The following is a 14,463-nucleotide window of genomic DNA, read 5'->3' on the forward strand; positions in this document are numbered from 1 at the left end:
GCGTGGATATTGCGGGCGGTTCGCTTGACTACAGCGCGTTGACCTATAACCTGGGACTCAGCTTTAAAAAATTCAGTGCCTTCAACCCGTTTGTGAGTGTTTCGCAGGGATTTTCGGTGGCCGACCTGGGACGCACCCTTCGAAGCGCAACCGAATCTACGACCGTTCAGCGAATTGACCCGGAGCCGGTCATCATACAAAACTATGAATTAGGGGTAAATAGCTCGTTCGACATCTTCCGGGGTTCCATATCCGGCTTTGTGAGCACCTCCGATCTCGGCGCCTCCTACCAGGAGGATGAAGATGGGAACCTGGGCATCGTACGGTCTCCGGAAATCGTATACGGCGTCGAAGTAAGCGCCCATGCCCGTCCCACTAACAAGCTGGCCGTCGGAGCTTCCTATACCTTCACCGAGGGACGCACTGACAATAATAATAATGGCAGCTATACCGATCCGGTCGATGAATTTCTTGCCAACAGCCGGATTTCCCCGCCGAAATTTACGGCCTATGCGGAATACCAGTTCACGTCACGGCTGAGTACCCGGGCCAGCTTGATCCATTCCACCGAACGAAATCGATTTGAACGACTGGAGAACGGGAGCTTCGCCGCCTACAAGAATAACGTCAATGCCTATACGCTATTTGATCTGACGTCGAGCTATGAACTGCCTTTCGGTTCTTTCAGCCTGGCCGTCGAAAACCTGCTGAATACGGATTACTACCCCGCTATTTCTCAGTGGGCCGGGGCCGCTTTTGGCACGGGCTATGCCAAAGGTCCGGGCGCGCGAGTGAATGCGACGCTGACCGTTCTGCTCTAAAAAAATTATCCGGTAAGCCGCCGGTTGGTTCGGCGGCTTTTATCTATCTATGAACAAACGATTTCTTCTTTCTATCCATAAGTGGCTCGGCCTTATCGCCGGTATCTTTATTCTCATCATGGGTTTAACCGGTTCTATACTGGTTTTTGACGATGAAATCGAACAGTTCATCCAGCGCGATGTTATTCACCAGCCGAATTCCGACCAGCCGGTATCCCTTGACAACGCCTATACTTCCATTACCCGGAAACACCCCAACTGGGATGTTCGGTTTACGGTTATTCCCGACAAAGCGGGCCGGGCTATCGAGGCGGAAATCCGCCGGCCTGATGACCGGCGATACTTGTACCTGCATCCGGTGACGGGTGACATTATGCGGGACCTCGATAGCGAAAGTACGTTCTCCTATTGGATGCTCAAGCTCCACTATCAGCTGCATTCCGGCTTTACAGGCGAAATTATTCTGCTTATCGCCGGACTAATGTTTATTGGCTCCCTCATTACCGGCTTTTGGTTTTACCGCAAAGCCATAAAAAGAGTACTTACCTTTAAAATACGACCCCGTTTCCGGAACCTGCAGTCTACCTCTTCGGAACTGCATCGGTCCGTGGGCGTCTGGGCGCTTATCTTTAACCTGATAACGGCTGTCACGGGCGTAGTGATCATGCTGATTATCGTCCAGACTCATCTGCAGTCAGATGGCGATTCCCCTTCCCTTCCCGATCCGCCCGCGGTGGAAGCCTCCCTGGACAAAGTGATGGAAACGGCCCGGCAGTCTCATCCCGGCTTTGATCCTTCTTACATGCGCATGCCTGCCCAGCCGGACCGCCAGATTACGCTGTACGGCCACATGGATTCCGACCTGCCCATCCACTACGAGTTTTCAAATTATGTGCAATTTGATCCGGAAACCGGAAGGGAAAGCAACGCCTTCTTTGTCCGGAATCAGCCGGTTACCACCCATCTTCTGAGTTTTACCTACCCGCTTCATTTCGGGGATTGGGGAGGCATCATCATCAAGATCCTCTATTGCCTCTTCGGGTTAGCGCCCGCGATCTTATCGATTACTGGATTTATCATATGGCTGCAGCGGGAACGGAAAAAGCGGGGGCTGCAAAGGCAAAAGAATCCTTCGCTCGGTCCTTTCCAATCTCAGGAAAAGAGCAGCCGTATCGACGAGACCTTAGAAGAGACCGTGGTATAGGTTGTTGCTGCCTGGTGCCCGCTCTTCTCGTATTATTTAATGGGCCCGCATCTGCTGATAAAGAATCTCCTTTCAGGCATAAATAAAGACTGGGTAAGGCGGGGACAAGCCACAGCGGGACACTAAAACAAGGGAGAAGCATCAATTGAATAATACAGTGCGTGGGGCCTGCGCCTTGCCTCCTTTATTCACCAGCCCACCTGCATCACAAGGAAAAATAAAACAAACGAAAAATACCGGACCCCTTCCTAATTGAAGTTTTACACAACTTAATTTTTAGCCTTGGCTAAATAATTTATAAATCTTATATTAAAATTAGATACGACTAAAAGATTAATTAAGTGGATAAATATCATGTTGCGGCTATTAGGATTATCGTTTTTTCTGTTACTCGCAAATGCCCTTCAGGCCCAAACCGGGACGATTCAGGGAACCGTTAGCAGTGAAGGCGAAGCTGTAGCCGGTGCCAACGTGGCCCTTCTCGAAACCCGGAAAGGGACCTCCACGGATGCTGACGGCCGGTTTTTACTTTCAACTATTGACCCGGGAGCGTATCAGCTGGTAGTCTCAGCCGTGGGATTTGCGCGGCATCAAGAAAAAATAACAGTGGAGAAAGATATCCCGCAGACGCTCACGATCCGCCTGAAACCAAAAGTGGAGGAACTGGAGCAGGTAGTGGTTACGGGTACGATGCGGGAGACCTATGTCAAGGAGTCGCCGGTCAAGGTCTCGGTCATCAATGCCAGGCGCCTGCAGCAGGGAAAAACAAGTTCCAATATCATGGATCTCATTGGCAGCGTAAACGGACTTTCGACCCAGTTGAATTGCGGTGTCTGCGGTACGAACGCCATCCGGATCAACGGGGTGGAAGGCCCCAATACAGCGGTCCTCATCGATGGCATGCCCCTCATGGGGGCCCTCGCCTCGGTCTATGGCCTCAACGGCATCAGCCCCTCTATTATAGACCGGGTGGAAGTCATCAAAGGTCCCCAGTCTACCCTTTATGGCACCCAGGCACTCGGCGGGGTGGTCAATATTATTACCAAAAATCCTGCCAACACCCCTTCCTTTACAGCTGATATGTATGGAAAAAGTACCAGGGAGGGAAATCTTAACCTGGCCGGCTCTCCGCAATCGGGACGGTTCAAGGGGTTTGTTAGCGGGGATATACTCCGCATGCAGCACTATTTTGACGAAAACAACGACGGCTTTAACGACGTGCCCAAACGCTCGCGCGTGGCCCTCTTCGGGAAAGGAATCGTAACCGGGAAAAGGGGCGATCAGCTATGGAGCATAGCCACAAAACTGTATGATGAAAAACGTACGGGCGGGGTACGAGCGTACACCGGGGACCTGCGGGGATCCGGCGAGGTCTACGGTGAATCGATCTATACCCGGCGGGCTGAACTCCTGACCGAATTGCGTCCCCGGGGCTTGAACCAGCAGCTTCGTATCAGCGGGGCCCTCACCTACCACGATCAGGACAGCTACTACGGAACCGAACACTACGATGCCCGGCAGGGCATTATATATGGACAAGCTACCTGGGACCAGCAACTTACCGGGGCATGGCAACTGCTGGCAGGGGCCACCGTTCGTTATCAAACCTACCATGACAATACGCCCGCAACCTCGGGGAACCCAGACCGGCGTTTTATTCCCGGTATATTTGCACAGAGTGAACTTTCGCTGGGGGACGTAACGCTGTTAGGCGGACTGCGATTCGATCATCATGCCGAACACGGCCTCATTACAGCCCCGCGCTTGTCAGCGAAATACCGTCCCTCGGAACGGACCACGGTGCGGATCAGCGGCGGTACCGGCTTCCGGGTTGTGAATGTCTTTACCGAAGATCATGCGGCCCTCACCGGTTCACGCGAGGTGGTCTTTACGGAGGACCTCGAACCGGAGCGGTCCCGGAGCATTACTGCGAGCGTGGAGCATATTATCTATTTCGGCAGCAATCCCATGACCGTCGGCATGGACGGATTTTATACCCGTTTCTCTAATAAAATTATCCCGGACTACGACCGGGATCCCAATTTAATCGTGTATGAAAACCTCGATGGTCATTCTGTAACGCGGGGAGCCTCAATTAGTATCGAACAAAATTTTACATCGATCCCGCTCACCTACAATGCCGGCTTCACGCTGATGGATGTATTTACCAACGAAAACAATGAACGCAGGGCACTCACCTACGCCCCGGGTTATACCGGGACCCTCGGCCTAACCTACCGGTTTCGGTGGGGACTGTCACTGGATTATACGGCAAACCTGGTAGGTCCCAAGCGAATGCCGGACAACTACGTAGAGGACTTCGGGCGTGACCGGTGGTCCCCCGCCCATGCCACCCACGACCTTAAGCTCACAAAAGAATTTACAGACGTAAACAGCTCACGCGGGGTGGGATTCGAGGCTTATTTTTCGGCAGAAAACCTTTTTGACTATACCCAGGGCAGCCCGCTGGTGGACGCAGCATCGCCTTTCAGTCCCGATTTTGATACCATTTATACCTGGGGACCTGTTGTGGGACGAACCCTGGGGCTCGGGGTACGGCTTAATCTTCGATAAATCCGATGGCACTACAATTAGCCAGAAAACCACCATGAACCGCGCAGCAATGAAGGCTGCCGAAGTACCATGCAATGATTAGATCGTTAAACGGAGAACAGATCATGAGACATACAGCAACAAGAATTGGAATAGGCCGTACGTACGGGATTATCCTGCTTGCGGTATCTATATCTATCTCTATCTCCCTGCTTTTGGTCGTTCCCCGCCCGGTCCATTCCCAGGAACTCCGGTGGCTTCCCCTTGAAAAAGCGCTTGTCACGGCAGATAGCAGCAAGCGTCCCGTGCTTGTGGACGTCTGGGCGCCCTGGTGCGGCTGGTGCCGTAAATTGAAAAAGGAAGTCTATCCCGCACTGGCTCCCGAATTATCTGGTCAGTTCGTTCTAACGCGCATCAATCGCGACGACCGGGAAGCGGTATATCATTACCGGGGACAAAAACTCGGTTCGCTGAGACTTGCTCAAAAGCTCGGAGCCCGGCAAGTACCGACCATTGTATTCCTGAACGCCCAGGGGAAGTACCTCCTCCATGTAACGGGCTTCCTGGATGCAAAAACACTGGAGCCTCTGCTGGCATATATTGCGACCGGGGCCTACCACCGCCAGTCGTTTGAGACCTTTCAAAAAGAGAACGATTTTTAACCCGTATGACTCACCCAAGAGTAGATAAAACCATTGCTTTCCGGCCCGGGCACCATTTCTATCCGCTATACAGCATCACAAGAATTCTCCGGGTGACATTACTCCTTTTCTGCGCGTTTTTGTCGTAGGATCTGAGTCGGGAATATACCGGAACTAAAGAATCGTACTGTTAAGCCAGCCGGGTTCCTACATCTCCGCGATAAAAATATTGCGGGCCACTTCATTTCCGATAACCTGTTCCTCATTTTCCACCCGCAGGGTAATGGGTCCCTTGAACGGTGCTTTTTCTTTTATGCTGATCTTTACCCCCGGCAACAGTCCGATTTTTTCAAGGTAGCGCAGTACTTCCGGGTCCTGGTCTTTCACCCGGCTCACGAGGTAGCGTTGATCGGCTTCCGCCTCAACAAGGGGCCGGGTATTCATCTCGGGCATCAGTCCTTCCTTCGTGGGAATCGGATCGCCGTGCGGATCGTGCGTCGGATCATCCAGCAGGTTGGCAATCTTGTCTTCAAACTGTTCGGAAATGTGGTGTTCCAGCTTCTCCGCCTCATCGTGTACTTCATCCCACGAATAGCCCATCACTTCCAGCAGGTAAAGCTCCAGCAGGCGGTGATGACGAATAATTTCAAGGGCAATCTTTTTCCCCGAACTGGTAAGTACCGATCCTTTGTAGGACTGGTAATCCACCAGCCCCATTTTGGCCAGGCGCTTGATCATATTCGTAGCCGAAGCCGAAGATACCTCCAGGGATTTTGCAATCTGGGTCGTTGAGGCTCGATTTCCCCCGGACTGCAGCGTATAAATGGCTTTCAGATAATCTTCAATAGCTTGACTCAATACCATAATAGATGTCGATAGTCACTAATTTTATAACTCTGCCAATATATTAATATCAACGTTCGATTACAGCTAAAAATGAGACTTATTTCTTCATTTTCATGACAACCATGGTCATGTCATCATGTTGTTTGGCGCGACCGATATATGATTTTAGATCCTTTGCCACGGTATCTAAAATACCAGCCGCCGAGACATTCTCCTGCCGGGCCAGTAAGTTATTAAAGCGATGGCTGCCGTAAAAGGTATGGTTTTCGTTCAGGGCCTCTACAATGCCATCCGTATAAAGAATGAGCAGATCATCACTGTCGAGCTTCAATGTTATTTCTTCAATGGTATCGTCGAAGGCACTGCCCGTAGCAAGCCCGATCCCCAGTCCCGATGGCCGGAGCTCGTCGACTTTTCCCGCCCGTGTCCCGACATGGAGAACGGGATTATGTCCCGCCCGTGCAAAGTAAAACTCCTTCCTCGACAGATCGATGATTCCATATACCAGGGAAATAAAGACGCCGCGGTTGGCATTATCACAAAAAATTCGGTTTGTTTTCTTCAGGAGTTCTGCCGGTGATTCTATTTCGCGGCATAAACTGTGTAATATTCCTTTGACAAACGTCATATAAAAAGCAGCCTGAATGCCCTTCCCACTAACGTCTCCGATAGTCACCGCTATCCGGTTGTCATCCAGTCTGATAACATCATAATAATCACCACCCGTCTCATAGGCTGGTTTACACAAGGCTGCCAGCTCAAGATGCTCGAATTGCGGTGTTTTAACCGGTAAAAAAGACTCCTGGACTTCACGGGCAATCTGAAGTTCCTGCCTGATGCGTTCTTCCTGGGCCAGCTCTTCTACATAATCGGGGATGAACCCGGATAGTGCCTGGGCCTCTTTCCCTCGCTGGGATGCCCATATCCCAAACAGGAAGAGCAATCCCATCACCGTCATAAAAAAGACAAAGATGTACCCGTCCATGGTCCCCTCCACTATCCAGCCGGTACTGGTGCGAACAAGTCCGAGAAAAAGAAAATAGCTTAGTAATAACGTTATCGCATCCCACCGGAGATAGATCAGTACCAGCGCCGTACCGATAACCACAGCTATCAACACCTCTTGTGCCACAGGCCCGTAGTTGCCCACAATCGGTGCTATGATCGTGCATGCGAATACCATGATAGCCGAAGTTATAACCTTGTTTTTCGTCTGCGCGTACGCTTGTCCCCCGAGTACTAAAAAAATACCCAGAACGATACTCAGCGCCGCCCAGCCGTTATACAACATAAGATACAGGGGGGGCCACAGAGCCTGTTCATGTAAAAAAACCTGGGATATGTCGATATATAAATAAGGAATAAGCCATAGCATAAGAGACAATACCCCCGCCAATATAAAGGCGAGAGTTATTGATCGTATCATCAAATAGCCAATAGGCTTGTTAAAGATCATGCCCTGGCGCAAATAATCATAGAGATTGAGTTTTTCGGGCCAGTGCTGGCGGGTGATAGAATCACCGATGGCAGAAAAGACAAAGAAAGCCAGGGAGGCGGCGGCACCCGATATTCCCACTCCTATCAGTATCATAATACTGGTGGTCCAGCTGTCGGGATCCGTAATAAAATTGACTTGAGGAAAAATCGATAAAAGCATAGCTATTGCTGCCGCACTCCCGCCCAGAATAGCCACTATTAAGGCCGGTTTGGTATCAATGGCGCGGGCGCGAATCCGGAAAAAGAAAATGATAATTCCGGCCAGGCAAAACAGGAAGATCAGCGCATTACGCAAGACCGGCCATATTTGACGGTAACTGGTACCCTCTGTGTCGCCGAGGCTGTATGCCGAACTCACGCCGATCAGTCCCCCGGTCGCCATAAGACGAACATCGATGCTCTGTTGCTTTCCAAGTGCGGGATTCGTCCACTCGTACCGGACGGTGGCGGTACTTATATTGCTGTTGCCAAGCCGACCCGTCCGAATCGTGTCGCTGCGCAGGAGTGAGATCTCCCACCCTGTCTGCGACAGGTAATAAGAACCCATCTTAAATATATCTTCTTCAAACAACCTAAAGGGGCGTTTCTGCTTAAGGCTGGTTTCCAGCCGTGATAAAGCAGTGCCTTCCCGGCTCTGCACCCTGCGGCTGCTGCGTTGCACATCAATGATAACCTGCTGGGTCAGCAGGGAATCCGTTAACGTTGACAGGTACTTTTCCGCCTCCTGTCCGGTATCAAATATTGAGGCCAGAGCCCGGCGATTAACCGCTTGCAGGGGCACGATGGAACGAGGATTCAGCATCTCGATAAACCTGCCCTGCATATCAAGACGCATTTCAATCTCCTCATCATCGCTCCCGGGCGACTCTTCTCCCTCAGACATGCCAGAACCAGATATATTCTGCCTTCGGTCAATGGTTGGACTAAACGTAACCTGCCAGTAAAAGGGAGCAATGTTTTCGATTTCCCCCGCTTTCATTTGTCTGATCAGCTCGGGGCGGCCTATTTGTTGCTGGAGAGTATCCAGGAACTCACTATTTACCCCGAAGGTTACTTCCGGCTCAAACTGTTGGACGGCATAGCCAAAGCTTTCCAGTCGTTGCGCTGCCTTCTGCTGGATCTCATTTTTTTCCATAGTGAGATCCAGCACACTGCGTGGATCCTGCGAGGGATACATCACAAAAAACCACACCGCACCCAGCAGTCCGGTTAGTAAAAGGCCATATTCTCGAGTAGTAAAATTCACTTACAGATTTTAGGTGACATGTTTTTATCTATTTATCTCACGTTGAATATGTGAAAATGTTTTGAGAATTAATATTTATCGAATATTGTTTTATATGATTGATTAAAACATAAAGCGACAAAAAGCATTTTTTTTTAATTATATGTGCCTGCTTGTCTTTGCAAATCATAAGCATCCCCGCCATAAGCTAATCGTAGCAGCCAACCGGGATGAAGATTACCGGCGACCCACCCGCGCTGCCCGGTTTTGGGACACCAAAAGCAATATCCTGGCCGGAAAAGATTTAAAAGCCGGGGGAACATGGATGGGGATCACCCGATGCGGAAGATTTTCTGCCATTACCAATTACAGGGATCCCGGCATATCCAAAGAAGATCCGCCCAGCCGGGGACATCTGGTGCTCGATTTTCTCAAACAATCCGAACCTCCGGAAGCCTATCTCGAGCAGGTGGACCAAACAGCGGATCAATACGACGGGTTCAATCTCCTGGTGGGAAGCGCCGACGATCTATGCTACTATTCTAACCAGCAGCAATCGATGCAACAGCTCACTGCGGGTATCTACGGACTCAGCAATCACCTTTTGGATACCCCGTGGCCCAAGGTAGAACGGGCAAAAAGTCAGCTGCAGCACATTGTTCAACAACCCCACATTTCTGAAACGGCGCTTTTTGATCTTCTCGCTGATGACGTCGAAGCACCGGAAGATCAGCTTCCCAACACGGGAATCCCCAAAGATATCGAAAAAAAAGTATCTCCTGTTTTTATCAAGAGCGACAACTATGGCACCCGGTGTTCTACCGTTCTTCTTATCAGCCGGGAGGACGAGGTCACATTTATCGAACGCCGCTTTAAAGCCGGCACGCAGGAGGTGACAGAGGAAAACAGGTTTGAATTCACCCTTGTCCCGAATCGATGATGATGCCAACAACTAATCCAGTGCCGTAACCGCGCCCTTTTCTCCCTCGGGGGCGTATTCTTCCGGATCGGGAACGGTGCCAAATTTATAGATAATAGCCACAATAACGGCTATTCCAGCGGGATAGATAATCCACCAGGGAATGCCAGCCACCAATATGCCGGCCATGGCGATAATGCTGATGATTCCCACAATCATGGCATAGGGCAGCTGCGTGTTCACATGCTCCACATGGTCGCACTGGGTGGCAATCGAACTTAGAATGGTCGTATCGGAAATGGGCGAACAGTGGTCCCCCCAGACCGAACCGCCCAGCACGGCACTTACACTCGCATAAATAATTTCGTGGGTCATCGCATCAGCCAGGCCACTGCTAATGCCGATTTCCCAGGCCAGCGGTACCACAAGCGGCATGAGAATACCCATCGTCCCCCAACTGGATCCCGTGGCAAAGGAAGTCAATGCCGAGAGCAGCAGAACAAGGGCAGGCAGCCAGTAAGGGTTCAGGGTCTCCCCGAAAACCGACATCAGGTAGTCAGCGGTGCCTAACTCTATGGTGATGGCACTCAGCGCCCACGCCATCACCAGGATCAGCAGACCGTCAAACATGGTATGCATCCCTTCCATCATGCCCTCCAGCATTTCATCCACCGCCAGCAGTTTTTTTCCGAGCGTCATGGCCACGGCTACGGCAATCGAGATAAGCGATCCCCAAAGCAGCGCTTTATAGGAGTCGGCCGTTTCAATAACAGACTGGACGCTGCTGCCCTCCCCCGTCAGAAAAAGTCCCCCCACCGTACCGAAAATAAGGGTCAGAATGGGCAGGGCCGCGTTGCTCCAATGTGAGGTCATCTGCTTCTTTTCATCGTCTGCAATTTTATCTTTCCACAGGTTGTAGGTGTCGAGCGCAGGATTGTGCTTGGCCTTGTACAGATTGATGCGGGCCTTCAGCATGGAAGCAAAATCACGGCCGGATCCGGCAATCACCAATACAAAACAGATCGTAAAAAAAGCATAGAAGTTGTAGGGCAGGGAATTGATAAAAACGGCATAAGCCGACTCATTGAAATTGGGCATCTTTTCCTCTGCATCGGCGATAAACCCCACCATGGCGCCGATCCAGGTGCTGACAAGAGCGATGGTTGCCACCGGCGCCGCGGTGGCATCCACCAGGTAAGCCAGCTTGGCACGCGAAATGCGCAGCTTGTCGGTCAGGGGACGCATGGTATTGCCCACGACCATGGTATTCGCATAATCATCAAAAAAGACGACAAATCCCATCAGGGAGGTCACAAGCTGCCCGTGTACTTTGGTGCGCACAAACTTCGTAATTTTCCTGATAATGCCCCGCGTCCCCCCGTTATCGGTAATGATGCCGACCATTCCCCCGATGAGCAGGGTAAAAATAATGATGCTCATATGACTGACATCCGCCGTTGCCGGTACGATATAGCCGCTGAGCGCCGTAAAGAAGCTGGTAAACGCCCCCGGGAACGAAAGGTCCCCGGCCAGAAAAGCCCCGCACCAGATTCCCAGGAAAAGGGCGAAAAGCACCTGGCGAAACACGAGGGCTATGCCGATAGCAACCAAAGGCGGCAGGATGCTGAGCCAGGAACCGGTAATACCTCCTTTAGGAGCAATCTGCGGGACCGATGAGAAGAACCCGGGAGCCGCGTGTCCTGCGACCGTTATCACCCATAAGATAATAAGGCCGGCTCCCGCAAAGAGTATGTTCCGCTTCATCCAACTTTCTTTCTTTATTTAATTTTCTATAACTAATCCCCCCTTTTCCCCCTATCCCAGCCGCTCGATAGCCGTCTCGATACGGCGAATGGTAGTCTCTTTCCCCAGCAGCTCGATGGTAGGGGTCAGGTCCGGCCCGTATCCCATCCCCGAAACGGCTACGCGCAGCGGCATCATCAGGGGACCGAATCCGACATCATATTCGCTGATCACTTCCTTGATCTTATCTTTCAGCTTCCCGGCCTCGAACTCCTCTTCATCCATGTCCTTGAGTTTCCCGACATAGGCACCGAGCAGCTCTGCGCTGTTGTCTTTCCATTTTTTCAGCGCTCGCTCCTCATATTCTTCGGGATCTTCAAAGAAAAAGCGTCCCATTGTTACAAAATCCTCGATCTTGCTCACGCGATCTTTCATCAGCGGGATGATCTCTTTCATATAGGCCTCATCAGGGGCAATCCCATGCTCTTCTGCGATAGCTTTGACACGGGGATACAGCTCGTCGGCGGACTTCTCCCGCAGGTAATGCTCGTTATACCATATCAGCTTTTTGTAGTCAAACACCGCGCCGCCCTTGCTCACACGGTCCAGGGAAAACAACTCGATCAGCTCATCCATTGTATGCAACTCCGAATCATCCCCCGGACTCCATCCCAGGTAAGCCAGGAAGTTCACCAGCGCCTCGGGCTCGAACTGCTGTTCAATATAATCGCGGGTGTTAATGGGGATGCCCTCGCTTTCCGCCTTCCGCTTGGAAAGCTTGCCGCCGCTGGGCGACATGATCAGCGGCAGGTGGGCCATCCGGGGCGGCTCCCATCCAAAATACTCGTACATCAGGATATGCTTGGGCGCACTGCTGAGCCACTCCTCACCCCGTATGACGTCGGTAATTTCCATCAGGTGATCATCCACAACATTGGCCAGGTGGTAGGTGGGCATGCCGTCGGATTTCAGCAGTACCTGGTCGTCCAGTCCCTTGCTCTCAAATGACACAAACCCGCGAATTTCATCTTCAAAACGAATGGTCTCGCGCCGAGGTACTTTCAGCCGTATTACATATTCCTCTCCCTCTTCCAGCATCCGGTCCACTTCTTCCCGGGGAAGCGTAAGACTGTTTTTCATCGACATGCGCGTGATCGCATCATACTTGGGGGACGGGTTGCCGGATTTTTTCAGACGTTCCCGCATGTCTTCCAGCTCTTCGGGTGTATCAAAGGCATAATAGGCGTGTCCCTGCTCCACCAGCTGCTCGGCATATTTTTCATACCCTCCCTTGCGCTCGCTCTGGCGGTAGGGACCAAATTCACCGCCCTTGCCGGGACCTTCATCCACCTTCATCCCCGCCCATTTCAGGGATTCTACTATATCTTCTTCCGCCCCTTCAACGTAGCGAGCCTGATCGGTATCTTCGATGCGAAGTACGAACACCCCCTCCTGGTGTCCCTTTGCGTATAAATAATTATATAACGCTGTGCGTAATCCACCAATATGCAATAGGCCGGTGGGCGACGGTGCAAATCGTACTCGTACGGATCCTTTCATAAAATTTTTTCTTATTTTGTTTAAGCGTTGGCTGTAGCGCTCAAAATAAAGCTTATAAAGCATTAATTACAGAGCAATTAATATATCCTGTTATCTGTTCATAACAATGGCTGAATATGAATGTAAGTCCCCCTGGTCATGAAAAAGACAACTGTTTTAATTGTTGGAATCGCTGCTGTCATGGCCCTGCTCATACAGAGCTGCAGGACCGTTAAACGGACCTTTGAATCCGACAGTCCCCGCGAGGCCTACCAAAAAGCACTGCTGGACAGCAAGTTGGCGGATAAGCCGATGGTCCGGGAATGGATTGAGGCCGGAGATTCGGCGCTCTACCAACCGGTGGAAACCGCTATTCCACACAAGGCTACCGTAACCTATTTTAGAGATGAGCCCGTCGCCTATTCCTGGGAAATAGATATGAAAGAAGGACGGATTCTAAATGCCCGCATGTCCCGAACGGATACCACGCACCAGGTTTTTCTGGATTTGTTTTCCGTGGATGAAGATGAAGAGCGGACCCGCATAACATCCGCGGAAGATTCGTTGCTCCACTATGAAAGTGATCGCACCCATACGGTCATCCTGCGCATGCAACCCGAACTCCTGGTCAGCGGATCGCTGACCCTCTCCCTCACCGATCAGCCGTCCATGGATTTTCCGGTTGCGGGGGCGGGGGTATCTGACATCAAAAGTTTCTGGGGAGCCTCGCGTGACGGGGGAGCACGCCGGCATGAAGGCGTTGATATTTTTGCAGACCGGGGAACGCCTGTTATTGCGGCAGCAGAGGGACGAGTATCGCGAACCGGTACCAGTAACCTCGGGGGAAATATCGTATGGCTCCGCGCCACGGGCCGGTCGCTTTACTATGCCCATCTGGATTCCATCGTAGCCCGGCAGAGACAATCCGTTCAGGTGGGAGATACGCTTGGTTTGGTAGGCAACTCCGGCAATGCCCGCACCACCCCACCTCATCTTCATTTCGGCATTTATGACCGCGGAGCGGTGAATCCCCTCCCCTTTATTGACGACCCCAGCGCTTCTCCAGACGATCCCAGTGTGGACCCCTCGCTGATTGGGGCCTGGGGGCGGGTTCAAAACGCAAAAGCAAACATCCGCCCCCTGCCCTCCACCCAGGATCCTCCTCTGACCAGCCTGACTCGTCACGCAGCCGTTCGAATTCTGGGGGCCACCGGGGCATGGTACCAGATTGAGCTCCCGGATAAAATAAGGGGCTTTGTACACGGCAGCCTGCTGGAGCCGGCCGACCAGCCCCTGGAGACCATCACCACGGCTTCCGGCGATTCTCTTTTTGAACATTTTACTACCCGGCAGCCCCTGCTTGTGACCGCATCCCCGGAGGATCTGTCCGCCTTTGCCAACTATGAAAACAAGCAGCTGGTGCGGTACAGGAACCGGCTGCTTTGGAGGGTTAGCAGTAGATTATAGATAGTAGA

Annotated in this window: 10 protein-coding genes; 6 read left to right on the forward strand and 4 right to left on the reverse strand. The window is 51.7% G+C overall.

The annotated features are described in order from the left end of the window. From ACESLU_RS05455 to ACESLU_RS05470, 4 genes are all read left to right on the forward strand, one after another. The coding region (locus ACESLU_RS05455) for a TonB-dependent receptor domain-containing protein (protein ID WP_372636233.1) at positions 1-821 on the forward strand (821 nt) is incomplete at its 5' end. Positions 822-870: 49 nt separating this feature from the next. After that, positions 871-2,025, forward strand: coding sequence for a PepSY-associated TM helix domain-containing protein (locus ACESLU_RS05460; protein ID WP_372636236.1), 1,155 nt, complete (start codon positions 871-873; stop codon positions 2,023-2,025). Between the two features lie 354 nt (positions 2,026-2,379). Then, positions 2,380-4,599 (forward strand): TonB-dependent receptor plug domain-containing protein, encoded by a 2,220-nt coding sequence (locus ACESLU_RS05465; RefSeq protein WP_372636239.1) that lies wholly within the window; start codon positions 2,380-2,382, stop codon positions 4,597-4,599. Positions 4,600-4,703: 104 nt separating this feature from the next. Then, positions 4,704-5,240, forward strand: a complete 537-nt coding sequence (locus tag ACESLU_RS05470; RefSeq protein ID WP_372636242.1) for a thioredoxin family protein — start codon at positions 4,704-4,706, stop codon at positions 5,238-5,240. Positions 5,241-5,426: 186 nt separating this feature from the next. Here the strand turns inward: ACESLU_RS05470 and ACESLU_RS05475 are convergent, their stop codons facing one another. Beyond that, positions 5,427-6,083, reverse strand: a complete 657-nt coding sequence (locus ACESLU_RS05475; protein WP_372636245.1) for a metal-dependent transcriptional regulator — start codon at positions 6,081-6,083, stop codon at positions 5,427-5,429. Between the two features lie 79 nt (positions 6,084-6,162). Further along, on the reverse strand, positions 6,163-8,808 hold the full coding sequence (locus tag ACESLU_RS05480) for a PP2C family protein-serine/threonine phosphatase (RefSeq protein ID WP_372636248.1): 2,646 nt from the start codon (positions 8,806-8,808) through the stop codon (positions 6,163-6,165). 142 nt (positions 8,809-8,950) lie between these two features. On the opposite strand from ACESLU_RS05480, the gene ACESLU_RS05485 reads away from it, so the two are divergent. Continuing rightward, a complete protein-coding gene (locus ACESLU_RS05485; RefSeq protein ID WP_372636251.1) occupies positions 8,951-9,727 on the forward strand; it encodes an NRDE family protein in 777 nt (258 codons plus the stop codon). A 12-nt stretch (positions 9,728-9,739) separates the two neighbouring features. Here ACESLU_RS05485 and ACESLU_RS05490 read toward each other — a convergent pair whose 3' ends face one another. Together ACESLU_RS05490 and gltX are read right to left on the reverse strand one after the other, a co-directional pair. After that, entirely contained in the window at positions 9,740-11,470 is a 1,731-nt protein-coding gene (locus tag ACESLU_RS05490; RefSeq protein ID WP_372636254.1) for a Na+/H+ antiporter NhaC family protein, read from the reverse strand. Between the two features lie 51 nt (positions 11,471-11,521). After that, complete coding sequence (gene gltX, locus ACESLU_RS05495) at positions 11,522-13,009, reverse strand: glutamate--tRNA ligase (RefSeq protein ID WP_372636257.1); 1,488 nt, start codon at positions 13,007-13,009, stop codon at positions 11,522-11,524. A 138-nt stretch (positions 13,010-13,147) separates the two neighbouring features. Here gltX and ACESLU_RS05500 point away from each other — a divergent pair, with 138 nt between their 5' ends. Beyond that, positions 13,148-14,455, forward strand: a complete 1,308-nt coding sequence (locus tag ACESLU_RS05500; RefSeq protein WP_372636259.1) for a peptidoglycan DD-metalloendopeptidase family protein — start codon at positions 13,148-13,150, stop codon at positions 14,453-14,455. The last annotated feature ends 8 nt before the right edge of the window (positions 14,456-14,463 follow it).

The organism is Fodinibius sp. (assembly GCF_041642155.1).
Classification (GTDB): domain Bacteria; phylum Bacteroidota; class Rhodothermia; order Balneolales; family Balneolaceae; genus Fodinibius.